Annotated in this window: 21 protein-coding genes, 2 tRNA genes and 1 pseudogene; 15 read left to right on the plus strand and 9 right to left on the minus strand. The window is 62.1% G+C overall.

The window, feature by feature from the left end; all coding sequences use genetic code 11:
• Window positions 1-148 precede the first annotated feature (148 nt).
• Window positions 149-1,744 (plus strand): S10 family peptidase, encoded by a 1,596-nt coding sequence (locus UB31_RS08455; protein WP_045010540.1) that lies wholly within the window; start codon window positions 149-151, stop codon window positions 1,742-1,744.
• On the opposite strand, the gene UB31_RS08460 is transcribed toward UB31_RS08455, so the two are convergent.
• Together UB31_RS08460 and UB31_RS08465 are read right to left on the minus strand one after the other, a co-directional pair.
• Window positions 1,731-3,119, minus strand: a complete 1,389-nt coding sequence (locus tag UB31_RS08460; RefSeq protein WP_045010541.1) for a serine hydrolase domain-containing protein — start codon at window positions 3,117-3,119, stop codon at window positions 1,731-1,733. The two genes, UB31_RS08455 and UB31_RS08460, sit on opposite strands and share 14 nt — an antisense overlap.
• A gap of 105 nt (window positions 3,120-3,224) precedes the next feature.
• A complete protein-coding gene (locus tag UB31_RS08465) occupies window positions 3,225-3,767 on the minus strand; it encodes a tetratricopeptide repeat protein (RefSeq protein WP_045008319.1) in 543 nt (180 codons plus the stop codon).
• A 241-nt stretch (window positions 3,768-4,008) separates the two neighbouring features.
• Between UB31_RS08465 and UB31_RS08470 the strand changes: the two genes are divergently transcribed.
• The 4 genes from UB31_RS08470 (at window position 4,009) to UB31_RS08485 (ending at window position 6,630) form a co-directional block, all read left to right on the plus strand.
• Entirely contained in the window at window positions 4,009-4,380 is a 372-nt protein-coding gene (locus UB31_RS08470) for a His-rich protein BRANT (RefSeq protein WP_045010542.1), read from the plus strand.
• A gap of 337 nt (window positions 4,381-4,717) precedes the next feature.
• Window positions 4,718-5,140: a hypothetical protein gene (locus UB31_RS08475; RefSeq protein WP_197090786.1), complete on the plus strand. Its 423-nt coding sequence runs from the start codon at window positions 4,718-4,720 to the stop codon at window positions 5,138-5,140.
• 286 nt (window positions 5,141-5,426) lie between these two features.
• Complete coding sequence (locus UB31_RS08480) at window positions 5,427-6,134, plus strand: outer membrane protein (protein WP_045010590.1); 708 nt, start codon at window positions 5,427-5,429, stop codon at window positions 6,132-6,134.
• 253 nt (window positions 6,135-6,387) lie between these two features.
• The gene (locus tag UB31_RS08485; RefSeq protein WP_045008317.1) at window positions 6,388-6,630 is read left to right on the plus strand and encodes a DUF6719 family protein; all 243 of its coding nucleotides are present in this window, start codon (window positions 6,388-6,390) and stop codon (window positions 6,628-6,630) included.
• 24 nt (window positions 6,631-6,654) lie between these two features.
• On the opposite strand, the gene UB31_RS08490 is transcribed toward UB31_RS08485, so the two are convergent.
• Complete coding sequence (locus UB31_RS08490; protein WP_045008316.1) at window positions 6,655-6,909, minus strand: hypothetical protein; 255 nt, start codon at window positions 6,907-6,909, stop codon at window positions 6,655-6,657.
• A 299-nt stretch (window positions 6,910-7,208) separates the two neighbouring features.
• Window positions 7,209-7,580 (minus strand): hypothetical protein, encoded by a 372-nt coding sequence (locus UB31_RS08495; RefSeq protein ID WP_045010543.1) that lies wholly within the window; start codon window positions 7,578-7,580, stop codon window positions 7,209-7,211.
• Window positions 7,581-8,074: 494 nt separating this feature from the next.
• Between UB31_RS08495 and UB31_RS08500 the strand changes: the two genes are divergently transcribed.
• The 4 genes and pseudogenes from UB31_RS08500 to UB31_RS08515 all read left to right on the plus strand — a co-directional run bounded on the left by UB31_RS08500 (window position 8,075) and on the right by UB31_RS08515 (window position 13,226).
• Complete coding sequence (locus UB31_RS08500; RefSeq protein ID WP_045008314.1) at window positions 8,075-9,772, plus strand: methyl-accepting chemotaxis protein; 1,698 nt, start codon at window positions 8,075-8,077, stop codon at window positions 9,770-9,772.
• 410 nt (window positions 9,773-10,182) lie between these two features.
• Window positions 10,183-10,615, plus strand: a pseudogene (locus UB31_RS08505) (class I SAM-dependent methyltransferase); the annotation flags it as partial.
• 102 nt (window positions 10,616-10,717) lie between these two features.
• Window positions 10,718-12,550, plus strand: coding sequence for an outer membrane protein assembly factor BamB family protein (locus tag UB31_RS08510; protein WP_045010544.1), 1,833 nt, complete (start codon window positions 10,718-10,720; stop codon window positions 12,548-12,550).
• 256 nt (window positions 12,551-12,806) lie between these two features.
• Entirely contained in the window at window positions 12,807-13,226 is a 420-nt protein-coding gene (locus UB31_RS08515; protein WP_045010545.1) for a GFA family protein, read from the plus strand.
• A gap of 18 nt (window positions 13,227-13,244) precedes the next feature.
• Here UB31_RS08515 and UB31_RS08520 read toward each other — a convergent pair.
• A tRNA-Thr gene (locus UB31_RS08520) sits at window positions 13,245-13,319 on the minus strand.
• Between the two features lie 161 nt (window positions 13,320-13,480).
• Entirely contained in the window at window positions 13,481-13,933 is a 453-nt protein-coding gene (locus UB31_RS08525; protein ID WP_045010546.1) for a hypothetical protein, read from the minus strand.
• A 306-nt stretch (window positions 13,934-14,239) separates the two neighbouring features.
• On the opposite strand from UB31_RS08525, the gene UB31_RS08530 reads away from it, so the two are divergent.
• Window positions 14,240-14,725 carry a hypothetical protein gene (locus UB31_RS08530; protein WP_045010547.1) on the plus strand — a complete coding sequence of 162 codons (486 nt, stop codon included), beginning with the start codon at window positions 14,240-14,242 and terminating at the stop codon, window positions 14,723-14,725.
• Between the two features lie 44 nt (window positions 14,726-14,769).
• The gene (locus UB31_RS08535; protein ID WP_045010548.1) at window positions 14,770-15,285 is read left to right on the plus strand and encodes a hypothetical protein; all 516 of its coding nucleotides are present in this window, start codon (window positions 14,770-14,772) and stop codon (window positions 15,283-15,285) included.
• A gap of 116 nt (window positions 15,286-15,401) precedes the next feature.
• Here the strand turns inward: UB31_RS08535 and rlmB are convergent, their stop codons facing one another.
• Complete coding sequence (gene rlmB / locus UB31_RS08540) at window positions 15,402-16,232, minus strand: 23S rRNA (guanosine(2251)-2'-O)-methyltransferase RlmB (protein ID WP_045010549.1); 831 nt, start codon at window positions 16,230-16,232, stop codon at window positions 15,402-15,404.
• 207 nt (window positions 16,233-16,439) lie between these two features.
• On the opposite strand from rlmB, the gene UB31_RS08545 reads away from it, so the two are divergent.
• Window positions 16,440-16,525: transfer RNA gene (locus UB31_RS08545), tRNA-Tyr, on the plus strand.
• Between the two features lie 491 nt (window positions 16,526-17,016).
• On the opposite strand, the gene UB31_RS40290 is transcribed toward UB31_RS08545, so the two are convergent.
• Both UB31_RS40290 and UB31_RS08550 read right to left on the minus strand, forming a co-directional pair.
• The gene (locus UB31_RS40290) at window positions 17,017-17,238 is read right to left on the minus strand and encodes a helix-turn-helix transcriptional regulator (RefSeq protein WP_082078442.1); all 222 of its coding nucleotides are present in this window, start codon (window positions 17,236-17,238) and stop codon (window positions 17,017-17,019) included.
• Window positions 17,239-17,312: 74 nt separating this feature from the next.
• Window positions 17,313-17,663 (minus strand): hypothetical protein, encoded by a 351-nt coding sequence (locus UB31_RS08550; protein WP_045010550.1) that lies wholly within the window; start codon window positions 17,661-17,663, stop codon window positions 17,313-17,315.
• Window positions 17,664-18,152: 489 nt separating this feature from the next.
• Here UB31_RS08550 and UB31_RS08560 point away from each other — a divergent pair, with 489 nt between their 5' ends.
• The 3 genes from UB31_RS08560 to UB31_RS40295 all read left to right on the plus strand — a co-directional run bounded on the left by UB31_RS08560 (window position 18,153) and on the right by UB31_RS40295 (window position 20,241).
• Window positions 18,153-18,365 (plus strand): hypothetical protein, encoded by a 213-nt coding sequence (locus UB31_RS08560; protein ID WP_045010552.1) that lies wholly within the window; start codon window positions 18,153-18,155, stop codon window positions 18,363-18,365.
• 528 nt (window positions 18,366-18,893) lie between these two features.
• A complete protein-coding gene (locus UB31_RS08565; protein ID WP_045010553.1) occupies window positions 18,894-19,283 on the plus strand; it encodes a TIR domain-containing protein in 390 nt (129 codons plus the stop codon).
• Window position 19,284: 1 nt separating this feature from the next.
• Window positions 19,285-20,241: a caspase family protein gene (locus UB31_RS40295; protein ID WP_082078443.1), complete on the plus strand. Its 957-nt coding sequence runs from the start codon at window positions 19,285-19,287 to the stop codon at window positions 20,239-20,241.
• The last annotated feature ends 26 nt before the right edge of the window (window positions 20,242-20,267 follow it).

Below are 20,267 nucleotides of genomic sequence, written 5' to 3' on the forward strand. Positions count from 1 at the left end.
TTCAGGGCAAAAGCCGGGCCGATCGGGCCGGAAAGCCAGCCTCCGGCCTCCGATCCCCCAAACCGTCGCAATTGGAAGCTAGAATTTCGGTGATCGCTCGCCAGCGACCGGACGACGTGCGAGCGCGGCAGGGCAGGGAGATTGGGTCATGGACATGGGTTTGCCGATGCTGCGCCGCGCGGGGCTAGTGCTGGCGGTGTCTACATTCGCGCTCGCGGGTTTGGCGCGCGCGGATGATCCAGTGCCGCCGCGCAATGAGGCCGCGGCGCCTTCGGGACAGAAAGGCGCGCGCGGCGGCAACGCGCAGCAAAATGCAACCCAGACTTCACCGTCGGCCGCCGAGCAGCATCGTTTGCCTCCGGACTCAACCACGAAGCAGACGCTCGATCTGCCGGGCCGAACGCTCAACTTCGCCGCGACCGCCGGTTCGATCCGCGTGTTCGACGACAAGGGCGAACCGCTGGCCGATATAGCGACCACGTCCTATGAGCTCGACGGCGCCGACCGTGCCACGCGTCCGGTCACCTTCCTGTTCAATGGCGGACCCGGCGCATCCTCGGCGTGGCTCCAGTTCGGCAATGCCGGACCATGGCGGCTGCCGCTCGACGGCGAGGGGCTTTCACCGTCGGCCTCGCCCGAGGTGAAGCCGAACGCCGAGACTTGGCTCGACTTCACCGATCTCGTCTTTATCGATCCCGTCGGCACCGGCTACAGCCGTTTCATCGCGAGTGGAGACGACGCGCGAAAGCGGTTCTATTCGGTCGAGGGCGACGTCAATTCGATTGCGCTCGTCATCCGTCGCTGGCTCGAGAAGCACAACCGGCTGGTCTCGCCGAAATACGTCGCGGGCGAGAGCTATGGCGGCATTCGCGGCCCGAAGGTGGTGCGCCAGTTGCAGCTCCAGCATGGCGTCGGTGTCAGGGGATTGATCCTGGTGTCGCCGCTGCTGGATTTCCGCGAGTTCACGGGCACGAGCCTCCTGCAATATGTCGCGACGCTGCCAAGCTATGTGGCGGTGGCGCGCGAAGCCAAGGAATCGGCCAAGGAATCGACCAAGGGGCCGGTCACGCGCGCCGCTCTCGCCGATGTGGAGGCTTACGCACGCGGAGAATTTTTGGCCGATCTCGTCAAGGGCGAGGCGGACAAGGAGGCCACCAATCGTCTTGCCGACAAGGTCGCGGAGCTGACCGGCCTCGATCAAGCGGTGAGCCGCAGGCTCGCCGGCCGGTTCGATGTCGGCGAATTCCGCCGTGAATTCGATCGCAAGAACGGCATGGTGACGGGACGCTACGACGCCTCCGTGCGCGGCTTCGATCCCTATCCGGATTCGAGCAGCTCACGGTTCGGCGATCCCTCAGGCGACGCGCTTCAGGCGCCGCTGACGAGTGCCGCGGTCGATGTTCTCACACACAAGCTCAACTGGCGGCCGGACGGCTCCTACGAGGTTTTGAACGGCGCCGTCGAGCGCAATTGGGATTTCGGAGGCGGCATCAACCCGCCGCAATCGGTGTCGGAGTTGCGCCAGATCCTCGCAACCGATGCGAAGCTGAACGTGCTGGTCGCGCACGGCCTGTTCGATCTCGCCACGCCCTATTTCGGATCGAAGCGGGCGCTCGACCAATTGCCGGCCTTCGCGACGCAGCGGATCAAATTCGTCGTCTATCCCGGCGGCCACATGTTCTATTCCCGCGACGGCTCGCGACAGGCGTTGCGCGGCGAAGTCGAGGCGCTCATTCGGGAGTAGGCCGCCGTTTCCGCGGCTTGTATCTGCGCGCAATCTCGCGCGCGACGACGCTCGCAGGCTTGACGTTGGCGCCGGCGATCCAGATGTCACTGACCTTGCCGCGCTTGTCGCGGACGCGGCGCACCGGCTCGCCATGGCTGGAGTAGCCGGCGGCCCATGCGAGATTGCCGGTGTCGCGGCCGGTCACCTCGATCTCGCCGGCATCCATGAACGGGTTGTTGAATTGCGGATTGGCGATCAGCACGCGATTGCCCACCGGCACGAAGTCTGTCGCGCCCCAGATCGTCCACCAGCGGCCGGTCCAGTCGCGGACGCGCCTGTCTGCGGCGCCGCGCGTCTGGAAAACACGCAGAATCTGCATCGCGCCGTCCATCCAGAATGGTGCCGCGCCGTCGATGGAATTGCTGAGGATGCTGATCGCGAGCTCGCAGCCCGGAATCGAGCAGGTCCGGGAGATGTAGCCCTGGAAGCCGCCGCCATGGCCGAACCAGTCCCAGCCGTCGGTCTTGCCGGCGTTGACGCCGAGGCCGTAATAGGCCTCGAAACTTTGCGGGACGCGCCAATGATGCCGCGTCATCTCGCGGCGGCTTGCACCGGACAGCACGCTCTTCCTGGCGTTGGGTGCAAGCTGCGCGAAGAAGCGGGCCGTGTCGGCCGCGGTGGCGACGAAGCCCGCGGCGGATGCCATCGCGTGGGCGGGATTGTCGCCGGGGATCACGCATCGCTCGCCCAGCGGCAGCTTTCGGGTATGCCCGCGTGCAAACGGCGTTCCCTTGGCAATCGGCGCGTTCGGCTCGGTCTCACGCAAGCCCGCTGGTTCGATGATCTCGCGCTTGATCCAGACAGGGTAGGGCTCCTTCGTCACCGCCTCGATCACGAGGCCGATCAGGCCAAAACCGTGATTGGAATATTTGAAGCGCGTACCCGGCTCGATCGCGGTCGGCAGCTTCAACTCGGCGCGCAGCTCCTTCTCGTCAAGATAGGGACGGCTGTCGATGAACTGGCCGGAATCGGCGCCGTCACGCGTCAGGCCGGCGCTGTGGGAGAGCACCTGCGCAATCGTCGTCTCAGCAACGCGCGGATGCAGGCCACTGACATATTGGCCGATCGTGTCGTCGAGCCGGATCTTGCGCTGCTCGCGCAGCTTCATGATGCCGGCGGAGGTAAAGCTCTTCGAATGCGAGGCGATGCGGAAGCGATGGCGCGGGGTGAGCTTCTCGCCGGTGTCGAGATTGGCGAGGCCGAACGCATGTTCGGCGACGACTTCGCCGCGATGGACGAACGCGACGAGGACGCCCGGCTGTTGGAATGTCGTCTGTTGGAATTCGATCCAGGAGCCGATGTAGTCGATCGCGGATCGCAGCCAATTGTCCATTGCGCACCAATTGCGAGAAGAGATTGGTGCGAGAGGCTAGCCGAGAAAGCGGAACGGGCACAACCCCGAGGTTGTGCCCGTTCGCTCGGTTCAAATACGCGGATCTCAGTAGACGAGCGTCGCGCCGGTCGGCTTGTCGAGCGCTGCGGCGAGCGAGCGATATTCGGAGCTGTCGGTGCCGGCGAGCGAGGCGATCTTGTTCAGATGATACTGCGCCTGTTCGCGGTTGCCCTGCTCGAGCTGCCAGAGGCCGTAATACTGCCAGGTGCGGACATGGTTCGGATCGTCCTTCAGCGCCAGCTCGTAATAGACCTTCGACGACTGGTAGTCGCCGATCTTGCGATACGAGTAGCCGATCAAATTGGCGACGTCGGCGACGTCGTCACGCTTGAGCGACTTCAACTGGCCGATCGCGCTCGTATAGTCGTGGCTGTCGTAGATCGTGGTGTAGGCGGTGCGATAGGCCGCGAGGAATTTGGGATCGCTGATGGAAGAGCTCTTCTTCTTCTTCTCTTTCTTGGTCGAGGTATCCGACTTCGGCGGCGACGGATCATCGCTACCGGCGGCATAGGCGCTCGTCAGCACCGGTCCGGCCGCCAGCGCCATCGAGACTAGTCCCGGTACCAGAAGCATGGAAAGTTTGCGCATCTCAAGTTCTCCCGAATGGAACGTGGCGATCCTACACGATTGCCTGAAGACCGGAACACCCCGCATGCAAAAACATTCCCGGCCGCCGTCCGCCTGCGAGATGACAAACTTGTCATCCAGATGAACGGAAGCCTGCAATCGGCTTCAGACTGGGTTCAGCGCGCTCCCCCTAGGCTTCCACCTACGATCGAAGGGTTGGCGAGTGGGCGCCGCCTCAAGATCCTTCAAAGAGGAGACAACCATGTTGAAGACCATTTCCGCAGCCTTGCTTGCAGCTTCCGTGATCGCAGCCCCGGCCTTCGCAGCCGAGGCCGGCAAGACCACCACGACGACCGCGCCGGTGATCAAGGCGGACCAGACCCAGACCAAGGCGTCGAACACCGCGGCGAAACCCGATGCTACCGTCAAGGCCGACGCGAAGACCGCCGGCGTCAAGGCGGACGTCAAGGCAGATTCCAAGGCAAAGGCCATGAACGCCAATGCCGCGATCACGCCCGACGAGCACAAGACCGTGCGGACGCATCGCCACCACCACAAGCATCTGTCGGCCAGGAAGTCGCTCAAGGCGCAGCCCGACGTCACCAAGCCGGTGACGACCGAGAAGCGCAGCTAACGACTGATCCCGTGAGGCGGCATCCATAGCATTGCCCCGCCGCCTCGCGCGGAGTTCAGGTCCGGCTCGTTCGTCATGCCTTGTGCGAAAGCTCGAGGTGCTGGCGGCGGGCCGGTGCCTGCAGGCGAATTCCCTTCGATACACGACCACAGGCAAGAATCTCGAAAACAACCCCATGCACAGTAGCTGGTGATAGATATATCAATGGTTTGACGATCGGTTGCTCTACGGATTTTACGAATCTGTTTGACTCGTCGGGCAAAACATCTCTAGAGATGCATCATCGCAACCTTGGGGCTAAACGTCTCCGGGTCTGATTGAGCGGCGAGCGTGACCCTTGGGGCGATTGGCGAAACGTGCGGTGATCCTGGTGCTGCCGCTGGCGCTCGCGGCATGTTTCGGCAGTGACGGTGACCGTCCATCCCTGATGGAGGGGACCCAGGCCGGAGGCCCGCAGCCGTTTCCCGACAATTTCCGCAGCGACACGCTGGCCTTGATGCGCGCCTATCTGAACAATCCGGTCGGCGTGCGCGACGCCAGCATCGCCGAACCGGTGCTGCGCGAGATCGGCGGCCGGCAATTCTATGTCAGCTGCCTGCACTTCACGCCCCGCGAGCCTGACGGCAGCTACAAGACCATGCGCGAGCGTGCCGCTGTCTTCGTCAACGGGCGGGGCGACCGCGTCACTGAGCGCACCAACGAGTTCTGCGCCGGCGCGGTTTACACACCCTTTCCGGAACTGGAAAAGATGACGCGATAGCGCAAAGCCCACCTTCATCGGGCGGTGCTAGGACAAGAGCCGCCGGAGCCGCTGGATCACATTTTGGCGAGCTTTGAACGGGGTGGTTTTACCTTGCGACTAATCGTTACGGCTGGCCTTGCGCGGACGACAAAATCGGTCGTGCAAGCGCAAGTGACGGAACAAAATGCCGTTGTTGCCACCCCGTCACAGTTGCGACCGATCAACGTTCCGGCATCGCCGCGAAGCAACCTAATTCACGCCACGTTGTTTCCAGAGTGTCGAATTTGAAAGAACGGGGATGATCATGAAGACGATTTTGCTGGGCGCAGCCGCTCTGCTTGCGCTCGCCGCACCGGCGGCAGCAGCCGACATGCAGCCGCGCACCTACACCAAGGCTCCGGCCTATACGCCACCGCAGCTGATCTACAACTGGACCGGTTTCTACATCGGCGGCCATGTCGGTGGCGCCTTCGCTGGCGACAGCAGCTTCCAGTCGAGCGACGCCCGCTTCCTGGGTGGTGTGCAGGGCGGCTTCGACTACCAGTTCGCGCCCAATTGGGTGGTGGGTGTCGAGGCCCAGTATTCCTGGCTGCCGACCAACAATAACGGTGCCACGTTCCCGCTGGGGACGCAGGTGACGTCGAATACCGACCAGCTCGGGTCGGTGACCGGCCGCATCGGCTACACTTGGGGCCCGGCGCTGGTCTACGCCAAGGGTGGTTACGCCTGGCGGAACGGCGGCCTCGGCGTCAACATCGCCGGCGTGCCGCAAGCCTTCACCACGACCGGCAACAGCAAGGACGGCTACACCGTCGGTGCCGGTCTCGAATACATGTTCGCGCCGAACTGGTCGGCCAAGGCCGAATACCAGTATTACAATTTCGGCAGCACGACGATCACCTCCGGTCCGGCCGACGTTGTCGGCGTCCGTGGCCGGGAGGATGAGCATACCGTCAAGGTCGGTGTGAACTACCGCTTCGGCTGGGGCGGTCCGGCAGCCTCGCGCTACTGACCGCGGGCAGCGACCAAGATCTGACAAAGGCCGGCTTCCCGCCGGCCTTTCGTTTGCCAGCCCCTTGTTGGCCCAGCCCCTTGTTGGCATTGCGTGAACCATCTGGCGCGTCATTTGCAAGCAAACGTTCGGGCGCGCGCCTTCTCACGCGTGTCACGGGGCTCGGGTAAAGCAAAAATAATTTTTGCGACTTACGGAACTCGTGCTCCGGAACGCGTTATTATCGAATTGCCGGGCTGGTGGGACAACGAACATGCGTATCTTGGCGTCGGTGGTGGTGTTCTCGTGCTTCGTCGCCCTGCCGTGCTCTGCCCAAACAATCCTCAAATCCGAGCCTCTGATGCTGGCACCTTATGAGGTGGCTTTCGTCAAGGACGCGTCTTGTCCGTCCGGCAAGGTCCTGAAGGTGACCGGTGCGATCCGCGGGCTGCACCGCCGGAAGGCCTGTGTGGCCCTTGCCGGTGAGCAGGCCTCGTTGGCGACCGCGACGCCCTAAGGCAATGCGGCCTGCGGTCGGGCCTCACGAACTCAACTGAAGCTCCATCCGGGACTCCCGCTCGGCATCCGCCTTGTTCTTGGCGGGGTCCTCGCCTTGGGCTGCCCGGCAGGACTTGATCTCATAGTCGTTGTCGAGCACCCGGCGCGGCCCCGGCCGCTCTTCGTTGGTGCCGACGTCCACGACCAGGCCGCTCCGTTGCGCGAGCTTCCAGACGTCGGCCTCGCTCGGATAGGCCTTGCTGATCTGGGCGTCGTTGCAGAACAGGGCGTAGGGCATGCTTCCCGCTCCCGGAAACCGCATTAACGACCTGCCGCGGGGAGGGGTTCCGATACGGGGATTAGATCACGGAGCCGTGATCGAGGTGGCGGGCCCTGAGTCGTAAACGAGTCCTGAATCCCCAAAAAAAGAATCCTTGGGACTCCCCAGCCGGAATCAGCGGATGTTTCTGGCCATGACGACCGACCTGAAAACCTCCTGCGGGCACATGCTGCTGCCCCTGACGCTGGCACTGGTGGGTGCCTGTGCGGCCAATCTCTGGCTGGTGTGGTCCTGGCTGTGAGAGGCTAAGTCTGCCCTCACTTGTCCGCCGGCGGGCGGGTGGAAGGATCGCGGATGGCGGCGCGAAGCCTGGTCAGCGTCGCCGCACAATATTCCTCCCGCTCGCGCTCGAAGCGCTCCTGATGCTTCTTGAAGCTCGCGATGCGGGCCTGCATCTCGCTGCGAAAATCGCCCGTCGACCGCGGCGGGGGGACAGGGGCGGGCGGTGGGCGAGCCGGTGGCGGCTCGGCTTCGACCGCGAGGGCCCGCACGGTGACGATCTCCGTGGTCACTGCGAACGCAGCCGCGGGGGGCGCCGGCGGATGGAGGTCATCCGTCTTGCCGGTTACCGATTGGACGAAGGCCAGTGTCTGCGCAATCAGCGCGTCGCGTTCCCTGATCCACTTCATGGTCCACCTTTGTTAGAGCTATTCCACCAAAGTGGGAGCGCCGAATCAAGCAGGCGACCTGCAAGGGATTGCATATTTTTCCCGAGCGCCCGACACTGGCCGGATGGAATCCAGGGACGACCCGTCGGACGAAGCGCAGGGCTTGCGGCTCGTACGCGCCTTTCTGTCACTGCCGCCCGACAGACGGGCGGAGGTGTTGGCGTTCGTCGAGGATCTCGTGCGCGTCCATGCCCGGCCCGAGGAGGGCCAGGAGATTTCCCCCATTTGAGCAGGTTTCCCCGGACGTGACGAATGGTTCCGGGCCGGCCGGGCGGCACCAGATACCCCTTAAGACGGACCCCAAGCTTACGCGAAGCTTACGGACGAGCACCGGAAAGTTATTTTTTAGTAAGTTTACCCCTGTCATTTAGTATTAAATTTTAACGTCCGCCGGTTCCAATGGCGCGGCTGGGGCCGCTTCGGTCGCGTAGGCCGAAAATCATTGGAAGGCAGGGATGAGCTTTTTGAACAATTTGAAGATCGTGTTGAAGGTTGCGCTGATTGTAGCCGTGATGGGATGCGCGATGGTCGCCGTCGCCGCCTTCGGCACGCGTGAACTCTCCGCGACCGTCGACGGGTTTGGCGAACTCGCCGCCGCGCAATCGGCATTGCTCAACCTGACGCGTGCCCAGCGTCGCGCCGAGACCTATCACGCGGCGCTCTATGCGGTGTTCACCGAGACGACCGAAGCGGGCAACGCCAATCGTCTGAAGATCGCGAACCAGAACCGCAATGAAATTAGCCAGTATCTTGATGCGGCCGTGCAGGACGACCCGTCGCGTGCAAGTGAGCTCAAGAGCATCGGTGACCAGTTGAAGGCCGTGTTTAATGGCTGCGAACCGGTGCTCCAGGCTGGAGCTGCCGCAAACAGCACGGAAGAGAACGCCAAGGCCGCAGATCGTGCGCACAAGGAGTGCGATCCGCTGATCGACGCGGCGCTGGAGCGCATCGCCAAGTTCACGACCGAGACGGCGCAGGTGGTTGCCAAGCGCAAGGAGGCCATCAATAGCGACGCCAAATCCGCGACCTGGACCGTGATGAGCGTCAGCGCCGGTGGCCTCGTGCTCGGCATCGCGATCGCGCTGTTCATCGGCCTGAAGGCGATGTCGCAGCCGATCGCCCGGCTCAAGCTCGCGATGGAAGGCCTCGCCCGCAATGATCTCAAGACCGAGGTGCCCGAAAAGGACCGCCGCGACGAGATCGGCGACATGGCCAAGACGGTCGAAGTCTTCAAGACCAACGCGCTCGAGGTCGAGCGGCTCAAGGCGGCGCAGGCCGACATCGAGCGGCAGGCCGCCGAGCAGCGGCGCCGCGACATGGTCAACCTGGCCGACGGCTTTGAGCGGGCGGTGGGCGAGATCATCGAAACGGTCGGATCCGCATCCACCGAGCTCGAGGCATCGTCCTCGACGCTGGCGACCACCGCGCAGCGCGCGCAGGAGCTGACCTCGGTCGTCGTCACCGCTTCGGGCGAGGCCACCGGCAATGTCCAGTCGGTCGCCACGGCCACGGAGGAGCTGTCTTCCTCGGTCAACGAGATCAGCCGACAGGTGCAGGAATCCGCGCGTATGGCGAGCGAAGCCGTCAACCAGGCCCGCACCACCACCGAACGGGTCAGCGAGCTCTCGGTCGCGGCGACGCGGATCGGCGACGTCGTCGAGCTGATCAACACCATTGCAGGCCAGACCAATCTTTTGGCGCTGAACGCGACCATTGAGGCTGCGCGGGCAGGCGAAGCCGGCCGCGGCTTCGCGGTCGTCGCTTCTGAAGTGAAGACGCTGGCCGAGCAGACCGCGAAAGCGACCGGCGAGATCAGCCAGCAGATTTCCGGCATCCAGACCGCGACGCAGGAATCCGTCAACGCGATCCGCGACATCTCGGCGACCATCGAGCGGTTGTCCGAGGTATCCTCGACCATCGCAGCCGCCGTCGAGGAGCAGGGTGCTGCGACCCAGGAGATCGCCCGCAACGTGCAGCAGGCGGCCCATGGCACCCAGCAGGTCTCCACCAACATCACCGACGTGCAGCGTGGCGCAGCCGAGACCGGCTCGGCGTCCTCGCAGGTGCTCTCGACCGCAAAGATGCTGGCGACCGACAGCAACCGGCTCAAAGACGAAGTCGGAAAATTCCTCCGGACGGTGCGCGCGGCCTGAGCCGGGCGACGCACAAGCTCCGGCGGCCTTGCGCCGCCGGGGAGCCGCAGATCCTATTGCGGCAGCAAGAGAGCCATCGCGACCGCGAAAAGGAAGACCGTCGCGACAACGGCTGCGACGGTACCGGCGATGATCTTCGCGCTCTCGCGGCTGGTATGGGGCTCCATGCGAGGTACACTCTACCTCATGTTGGACTCCGATCCAATCTGTGGTCAGTCCCCGTCCCCATGAGCTGGCGCGGTCAGGTGGCGAGCTTCGCCTGGAAGAATTTCGTGACGCGATCGATCGCATCTGATGTCGTCGGGCGGGTGTCGGAGAAATCAAAGCCGTGGGCTTTGCCCGGATAGGGTACGAATTCGGTCTCGGCGCCGACCGACTTGCCGAGCTCGACTAGATGCTGCCCTTCAGCGAATGTCGACTACACCGGCATCGACATCGTACCGTCGCTGATCGAGGTCAACAGAGAGCGTGTGGCGCGCGGCGAATTGTCCGGCCGCTTCCTGGTTGCCGACATCACGCGCGATGTGTTGCCGCGCGCCGATGTGATTCTGTGCCGGGACTGCCTCGTGCATCTGAGCTTTCTGAACATCGCCCGGGCGGTCGCCCGCTTTTGAGCAAATGGTGCGCAATTCCTGCTCGTCACGACATTTCCGGAGTGGGAGGATAACCTCGATTGCGAGGACGGCGACTGGGCTCGCTCAACATGGCGAAGGCACCGTTCAACTGGCGGCGCCGCGCGAACTGGTCAACGAGCACTGCGAGGAGGGCGGTGGCGGCTGGGGCGGCAAGAGTCTTGGGCTGGATGAACTGCCTGTTGGCGGTGGTGGTGCAACGCAGGTGTAACAGGCGCAGGCGCGCCGTCCCTTGCCTCTGCGATCGCGCTTGCAATATACTTTGGGTTGCATAAAGCGATCTCGTGTCACGGTTACAATGCCGGAGTCCGCCATGAAGCTGAGCGCCGCCGTCGCCATCTTGCTTGGGTGTTGTTCTCCGGCGATAGCGCAGCAGGACGGAGCGGTGCTTTACGCCACGCACTGCGCGCAGTGTCACGACGCCGGTGATGCCCAGAGCCGTGTGCCGGCGCGCGGTGCCATGCAGGCGATGTCGTTCGAGCATGTGCTGGGAACACTTGCGACCGGCAGCATGGCGCCGATGGCGAAGGAACGCAGCGACGAGGAACGCCGCGCGATTGCCGCCTTCGTCACCGGCAAGGCCGCGCCGAGCGCTGCGGCTGGTGCGCAGGGGCTTTGCACGCAGCCGGGAAGCGGCTTTCCCCAAGCAATCGACGGACCGCGCTGGAACGGGTGGGGCGTCGATCTCAACAACAGCCGCTTCCAGCCGGCGGACATGGCGGGCCTCTCCGCGGAGCAAGTGCCGCGCTTGCGGTTGAAATGGGCCTATGCATTTCCTGGCGCCTCGGTGTCCTTTGCTCCGCCGACGGTGGTGGGCGGTTTGTTGTTCATCGGCGGCACCGACCGCAAGGTGCATGCACTCGACGCCAAAAGCGGCTGCACGCTGTGGACGTTTGCGACCGATGCCGCAGTGCGCGCCGCGATCACGGTCGCGCCGCTCGCAGGCAGCGATCAGTTCGCGATCTATTTCGGCGATCTCAGGGCCAACGCCTATGCCGTGAATGCGCTGACGGGTGCACTGATCTGGAAAACGAAGGTCGAGGAGCACACGGCTGCGCGGATCACCGGCGCGCCGGTGCTTCATGTCGGCATGCTCTATGTCCCGGTCTCCTCGCTCGAGGAAGCCGCCGGCTCGCAAGCCACTTACGAATGCTGCACTTTCCGCGGCAGCGTGGTGGCGCTGGAGGCCGCGACCGGCAAGCCGGTCTGGCAGGCCTACACCATCCCCGAAGTGCCGCACCCGACCAGCATGAATGCCAGAGGCACGCAGCTGTTCGGACCGTCCGGTGCGGCGATCTGGTCGGCGCCGACGATCGACGTGAAGCGCAACGCGATCTATGTCGCCACCAGCAATTCCTATTCGAATCCGCCGTCTGCAACCAGCGATGCGGTCCTGGCATTCGATCTGGCGACAGGAAAACTGTTGTGGAAGCAGCAGGCGACGCCGAAGGATGCCTATGTGGTGGCATGCTACGGCGCGGACAAGACCAATTGTCCCGACGACCACGGGCCTGATCATGATTTCGGCCAGTCGCCGATCCTTGTCACCTTGCGCGACGGCAGGCGCATGCTCGTCATCGCGCAGAAATCCGGCGTCGTGCACGCGCTCGATCCCGACGACGACGGCAAGATCCTCTGGCAGACACGGATCGGGAAGGGTGGCGCGCTTGGCGGCAGCGAGTGGGGCTCGGCGGCCGATCAGGACCGCATCTATGTCGCGAATTCCGACGTGCGCTTCCTGCGCGACGGCACAAGGCGTCTCGACTCCACGCAAGGCGGTGGCCTGTTTGGCCTCGATCTCGCCAGCGGAAAAATTGCAATGGAAGTGCCGCCGGTGCCTTGCAGCGATCGCCCGCAATGCAGTCCCGCGCTCTCGGCCGCGGTCAGCGTGATCCCTGGTGTCGTGTTCTCCGGTGGCGTCAGCGGTCACATGCGCGCCTACGCGACCGCCGACGGCAAGCTGCTGTGGGAGTTCGACACCGCGCAGGACTATACGGCCGTGAACGGCGTTCCCGCCCATGGCGGCGCGATCGACGGCCCAGGGCCAGTCATCGCCGACGGCATGCTCTACACCAATTCCGGCTACGGCCAGTGGAGCGGCGTCGCCGGAAATGTGTTGCTCGCGTTCGAGGTGGGGAAGGAGTGAGGGTGAGGCGCGACTCAACTCTCGCGTCCGGACGCGCCGCAGCGAGAAGCGAAGCGGTGCAGAGCTGGGACCCAGATGTTGACACAGGAGATTGCTGATAGATGGACTCCGGCTCTGCAGCGCATCGCCGAAGGGGCGCCGCGCTGCGTCCGGGGCACGAGAGACGCACGGCGGTTCGCGGGCCATTTCTTCTGAAGAGAACGGGCGCTTTCTCTACTTACCGCGGTAGCGGCGGCGAAATTCGGAGGGTGTGCGCATGACAGATGCCAGATGCAGTTGCGGCACCATTGCGCTTTCGCTTCCGGGGCCGACCAACCTCGTCGCGGCCTGTCACTGCATCGACTGCCAGCGACGAACCGGCGCGCCGTTCGGCGTCGGTGCCTTCTACCCGGCGGAGGTCGTCACGATCTCAGGCACGCCGAAGGAATATGTTCGTGCCGCCGAGAGCGGCGGCAAGGTCAGCTTCTATTTTTGTCCCGACTGCGGCTCAACGGTATACTGGAAAGCCGACAATCTACCGGCGATGATCGGCGTTGCCGTCGGCGCCATCGCGGACCCGAATTTCCCCGCTCCGATCAAGTCGGTTTTCGAACAGTCGAAACATGGCTGGGTCGAGATCAACGGTGCTGGCGTCGAGCATCTTCAACAAGGTAGTGCGCGCAAGACTTCAGACTGAGCGCGGCGCGTCGAGCGCTGGTGCCGGCTGAGGGGATTGAACCCCCGACCTTCGGTTTACAAAACCGCTGCTCTACCGCTGAGCTAAGCCGGCGACGCTGGAAAGGGGCAGGGCCGGCCATGCGCCGGAGCTGTCTGCGCCCGCGCGTCGCAATACCAGACTTGTTTAGAAAGTGCCAGAACCTGGCAGGCCGTTCTCAGGCATGAATCAGGCGGCCCGTTGGACCGCCTGAACCATTTGACCTGACTGCGGGCCTACTGGCAGAGGTGCTGCCGGCCGTCTTCGCCCTTGAACCAGGTGCCGGGCCTGCACACGATGCCGTTGCGGGCGGCATAGGCGTCCCAGTTGCCGTACCAGCCGGGGCCGCTGCGATCATAGCTCGCGTAGGAATTGCCCCAGCCCTGGAACGGTGCGGCTGCGACCGTTGCCGCGGTGCCGACAGCAGCGCCGGCAACCGCGCCAGCTGTGTCGAGCGGCCAGAATCCGGATTGTGTTCCATCATCCTGGTTCACTTGCCGATGGGCCATGTGCCGGCGGCGATAGCCACGGTCGGTGGTGGGATTGGCGGCGCCGAGATTCTGGCAATTGGGATCCTGGAAGAGTCCCGTGCAGCGGCCCGAATTGTCGGTCATGGTTTGCGCGAAGGCAGGTGTGGCAAGCGTGGACGCAACGATTGCGGCCAAGCCGAGATGCTTCAGGCTCGTCATGGCATTTCCTCCATGTTGTTGAGACCTGTGCTAAGTGCGACATCTCGCAGTCGTTCCGCGGTTTCTCGCATGCGGGGTCACATCGACGTGAGCCCGTTCAGGATGTGCAGTCTGTGCCGCGCAACCGCGTGCGCTGCGGCCCGTGCGATGGGTTTGCGTCTCGTTAACGCTTCGCTAGTGCACCTCGCGGCATTTGAGCTGCTATCGCCCCATGTGCGTTAGGCTTACCGGCATTTGGAGAGGAGGCCTTAACCCTCTGTCCGTCGCAATCGGATAGGTTGTGTTCTGGACAACCGGGATCCTTCCATGCGCGCTTTGGCGCTTGCAGCCTTTCTGATCGGACTGCCCGCGACGGCTTTTGCCGGCGGCGGCTTCGATATCGTCGTTCCCGGCCGCCCCGGTGTTCCCATCATCATCAACAATATCGACGCATCCTACGCCGTCGTCGAAGGCGTCTGGGGCCTGGGCAAGAACGTTCAGGTGCAGCCCACGATCTATGGCGGGAGCTACGTTGCGGAGCGGCAGCCCTCCGATGTCGGGCACTATTATCCGAGCTCGGGGCTGCAGCCGGGTTACGGCCGCCTCGAGATCGAGCCGCCCGCGAACCGCAAGCTGCCGAAGCCCGCAGAGAGCTATCACGAGAGCTGGAGCGCGCGATCCGCGCCGTTGCCGCCGCAGATGGACGTTCCCGTCAATCCGCCGCCGGTGATCCTTGCACCCCAAATCAATGCCGATCCGCAGCACCATCGGCGGCGACCACGTGCCGAGGGGCTCGCCAAGCCACCCGGTTAAAAAACGTCAAAATCCAACGAAACGGAAATCAACAGGAGAGAGTAATGCGTCAGATGATTTCAGGACTGGTCGCGGCAGCTGCCGTGATGATTGCAGGGGCCGCGCCCGCCATGGCCTGCGGCTTCAACCCGTGCCAGCCGGTTGCACCGGTCTATTCCGGCTGCAACACCGGCTGCGGCGGCTATGGCGTTGGCTATGGCTATGGCTATGAGCGCCTCGCCGAGCCGACCTCGCAGTATTATTACGTCAACCAGGGCCCGACCTACACCGGCCCGGGCGCCTTCGCGCCGCACCCGACCTATCGTGAGGACGCGGTCGTTGCGCCCGCCGAGTACGGTTATGGCCGCGGCTACGGTTACGGCTATCGCGCCGCTGCTGCGGTCGAAGAGCCGGCTGCCTATCCCTATCGTCGGTCGTACTATCGTCCGCATCGCTATGGCTACGGCCCGCGCTACAGCTATTTGCCGCGCCCGCATTACGGCTACGGTCCGCGCTATGGCTACGCTCCCCGCCACATGCCGTACTATGGTGGCCACCGCGTGCTGCGCCGCTATTACTGATCGCTTGATCGGTTGAACTAACGAGACACCCGTCCGCCTGATGCGGACGGGTGTTTTGTTTTTCTGGAGCCCGCTCCGATGAACTCGGAACGATATCGACTCCGCTCGAAAACGCTCTACCGCTTCATCAGCCCGAGACGACTCGCGCCGACATAGAGCGAAAGCACGGCGGCGTTCGACACGTTGAGGCTCTTGATCTCGCCGGGCATGTCGAGCCGCGCCACGACGCTGCATGTTTCGCGCGTCAATTGCCGCAGGCCTTTGCCTTCGGCGCCCAGCACCAGCGCGAGCGGCTCGCGCAGCACGACGTCACTGAGGTCCTCGCTCCCTTCACTGTCCAGACCAACGGTCTGGAAGCCGCTGTCGTTCAGCTCGTTCAGCGCGCGTGCGAGGTTTTGCACGGTGATCATCGGCACGAGCTCAAGCGCGCCGGAGGCGGCCTTCGCCAGCACGCCGGTCGCTTCGGGGCTGTGGCGGGCGGTGGTGACGATCGCCTTCACCGCAAACGCCGCGGCCGAGCGCAGGATCGCCCCGACATTGTGCGGATCGGTGATCTGATCGAGCACCAGCACCATGCCTTCCTGCGCCAACGTCTCGATGTCAGGCGAGGGCAGAGGATCGGCTTCCGCGAGCAGGCCCTGGTGCACAGCGTCGGGCGACAGCAGCCGGTCGATCTCCTGCGGCCGGACGATCTCCGGCGCGATACGGGTCTCGATATTTTCGTCCGCCAGGCGCCGGGCGGCATTCTCGGTCAGCGTCAGCTTGCGGATCTGCCGCTGCGGGTTGGCGAGCGCCATGGTGACGGTGTGCCAGCCGTAGAGGATGACGGGCCCGTCAACCTGCGAATCGCGGTCGCGCCAGGCCGGCCGGCCCGCCGATTTTCCCGGTTTCTTGAAGGGCTTAGCCCCGCCGCGGGGTCCCCTGGGGATGAATTTTCGATCCTTCATGGGCTCGCTTGTGTCACGGGTCCCGGAATATGGCAATTTGGGTGCCTTCGAGGGCCATTTTAGCTGTTCGCCTCGGTTGACTTTACCCCACGGCTTCGCCGATAACCGCGCCCGGTCGCGCCCCCATCCGGGCTGTCGCGGCCTTCACGTTCCATGGCCGTCTTCGGTCCGCCGGCAAGGTCCGGCCCGATTGTGCTGCCGTCGAGCGGGGGAGTGTCCCGAGTGGCAAAGGGAGCTGACTGTAAATCAGCCGCCTCATGGCTTCGCAGGTTCGAGTCCTGCCTCCCCCACCAATCTTTTCAATGACTTAGAAGCGGCTGCTTCCCAGCTCTTTGCGCTGCCCCAGATATGGGAAGCATATGGGAAGCATTGGTCTTTTTTGGCTGCACGCGTAAGCTTAACAAGTCCGGCCTTTCGATCTTGCGATTCCTAATTTTCTCAAATGATGCGCTTGCGGTCGCAAGTGGCAGCGACCAAGTATTGCGATACTGGTCGTTACTGAATTCATGGACGAGTCTCCCGGTTCGCTATCCGCCTAGGACTGAGAGAGCCAGCTTGCCATGACCGAAACAATTGGAGCCGGGTCCAAACCAAGCTCAACCCCTGACGAATTTTTTCGCTCTAGGCGGAGCTGATCTAGAGCAGAAAGGAAGCACCCTATGCGCATCCTCGCTGCGGGTCGCGTCGGACGTTGGGCATTCTTGTTCGCGTTCCGGTTCGGTCGTCTCGCATAACTTCACGACCATAAAGAAGAGGCCGTCCATTCCGGGCGGCCTCTTTGATTTTAGGCAACACGGCGAGCAGCTCGCTCTTTAATCCAGTCGTCTATTTCACATTCGATCCAGCCGACTCGGTTCTCACCGAGCGGCACGCGCTTTGGAAACTTACGTTCGGCCTCAAGCGTGTACAGGTGACGTCGGGTGTATCCAATCCCTCGCATCTCTTGCAGATCGCAATAACGAAGCAGCTTCATCGGTTTCTGATTATCGTTCGCGGCAATTGGCATTCTCAAAATGTCTCCTCTCAAAATGAAAGCCGCTCGCGCTAAATCGCACGAGCGGTAGGCAATCGAGCTTGCCTCTAACGTTGGCTCCACGCCGGTTCTAAATGCGCGTTGTCCCAATTGAGCAGCCGGTTGAAGTGCGGCCATTTCACCTGTGACGTGCCGCTATCAACGTCGATGACGACGCCAGCCGCACAGTTTTCGTTGCCGGCTTCCACAACCCGGTCACCGGGCAGTGGTGACCAAGGTGAGAGTTCATCGGCTCGGTAAAAGCACTCTTCATCGCGTTCGGTTCGCGTGACCTCGTAGCCCTTTTCACTGCCGCCGATGACGCAAACGATCCCGTCCGACGTTCGGGCGTAAGCGCCAACCTCAAAGAGACACGGCTCCTCGCCACCGGAAACCGGTGCATCAACATGCATATTCATCTGGATTCCCTCACAGAAGACTCGCCGGAGCCTTCGTGGGAGGAACCTATCCAAAACGGCGACAAATAGCAAGTCCGTTTTCAGCTAAGTCATTGACATATAGGGCGAATTGCCCTATCAGCCAGCAAGGCGACTGTTGAATTCGCTCAAAGAAACTTCCGAATTGTCCAACTTCTCCGCGCATAAAATAAATTTTCGACCGCATCTGTCGCCACGCGGTCAAAAGAACAAATTGCGAACACTAGGCAAGCGTGGCACAATTGCCCGATGCCAGCTTCCACCAAAAGCCACCTCGCTCCGGACCGCCTCGAAGCGGCGGCCGATCATGCAATTGAGGCATGCGGCGGCGACGCACGGGAAGCGGTGAAGGCGCTGATTGTCGCCAACGAATTCCTTGAGCGACGCCTAGAGGAGCTTGCTTCGCCGGGCTACGCGCGGGGCCGTGTGCTGCCGCGCGATCGAAAAGATTGGTACGATTGAGAGGGCTTTATGGATAATTGTCCGATTTGTGGTGCTGAAGCCGAGAGACTTCCCAAGACTGGGGACTCGGAGGGCTTTGATTGCTCGCGGCATGGCAAGTTCAAAGTCGCCGACAGCGTCTTTGCCATTGAAACCAATGGACGATGGGAAAGCGCGCTTGTGAAAGCAAAAGCCCGCGCCAAGGTTGACGAGCTGCCTCTGATCATGACCTACGATTTCTAACATGCCCACTGACGCGCAAAACGGGGCCATTAGGCTGTACTTGTCTATCCTCGAAGAAACAAAGGTCAGAATAGATTGCATCAACGTGGCCTTGAGCGGTCGGACCAACTTGCCAGAACGAAGCGCCATCGAATTTTGCTATCTGCAACTCCGCATGCTCTGCGAACTGACCGCGATTGGATGTTTGGTCGTTCACGGTGACATCGAAGGAACAAGGGGTAGGTCTACTCGGCGGAAACGCACACGTTGTGTGTGCACTCGCCGACGGGAACGGACGCGCCAGCGTAAATTTTGCGGAGGCACCGATCCTTGGGCGATGAGCAGCCGGCAAAAGCTTTCTTTCGGATAGGCCCCCTGGCGATCATCATCACGGCCGTCGGTGCCCGTGGAGGCCCAAGGTCCGGGCACAACTCCTCTCTCAATGCCTAATCAAGCTTGTACGCGTTGCTCAACCTAAGGTAACGTAAGTCAACCAACGGCCGCAAAATGCCTCGCCGCATCGCCGACATTTCAGAAAGGGGGGGCTAAATGCCCAAAAAACGAGTCTTCATCAGCTTCGATTACGATCACGACGAAATATTGAAAACGTTTCTTGTGGGCCAATCGAAAAACGATGACACCCCTTTCGAACTAGCGGATTGGTCAATCAAAGAACCGCTTTCAGGAAATTGGAAGGACAAAGCTCGGCGCCGCATAAAGGGCGTTGATTTGGTTGCGGTCATCTGTGGTGAGCACACTGATACTGCCACTGGCGTAAGTGCCGAAATCACAATAGCGCAAGAGGAAAAGATTCCGTATTTTCTGCTCAACGGTTATTCTGGCACTGTATGTAAGAAGCCCAAAGCCGCCAAAGACAGCGATAAAATCTATAAATGGACGTGGGATAACCTAAAATCCCTAATCGCCGGGAACCGCTAACGTGCGTCGCGCCCTTTGTGTTGGTGTCGACGAATATGAGTTCGGTGCGCTTCGTGGGTGCGTGAACGATGCGAAGCGTTTGAGCACATTGTTGAGTAGGCATGCCGACACTAGTCGCAACTTCGACTGCAGAACGATTGTCGCGCCCATTGGTGACAAAAACGTTGTTACACGACCAGTTCTGCGGGACCAGTTGCATCAGTTGTTTGACGAGCCGGCAGACGTCGCGCTGCTTCATTTTTCGGGTCACGGTACTATCAACAATCTAGATGGCTATCTCGTGACACAAGATGCTGCAACGTATGACGAGGGCGTTGCAATGAGCGATGTGCTGAAGCTGGCGAACGACTCAAAAGCTAAAGAGATAGTGGTTTTACTAGATTGCTGCTTTTCCGGCAGATTGGGTAATCCGCCAATCGTGGACAACACTAAAGCTATCCTCCGCGAAGGAATTTCTATCTTAACAGCAGGCCGAGGCAATCAACCGTCGGTGGAAACCAGTGGCGGTGGAGTTTTTACCTCTCTTGTCATTGATGCCCTAGAAGGGGGCGCCGCGAATTTGCTCGGACAAGTAAGTGCTCCAGCAATTTATGCGTTTGTCGAAGCTGCGCTTGGCGCGTGGGATCAACGTCCCCTATTTAAAGCGCACCTGTCGAACGTCCTTGAATTGCGCCGGAGCACTCCACCGATCCCGCGTACTATTTTGCAGAATTTGCCAAGCATCTTTCCGCTTCCAGCGGAAGACCATGCACTTGACCCGTCCTTCGAAAGCACGTCTCCGATCGCGATACCCGCCAACGTTGATCGGTTCAACGATCTACAAGCACTGTATCGAGTTCATCTGGTTGCGCCGGTCGGAGCCATCCACATGTACAATGCGGCTATGGAATCGAAAGCTTGTCGACTGACGGCGACAGGCCGATACTATTGGCGCCTGGCAAACGATGGCAGGATTTAGCGTTTCTGGCAGGGCCTACCCGCTTG

Source organism: Bradyrhizobium sp. LTSP849 (genome assembly GCF_000938255.1).
Taxonomy (GTDB): Bacteria; Pseudomonadota; Alphaproteobacteria; order Rhizobiales; family Xanthobacteraceae; genus Bradyrhizobium.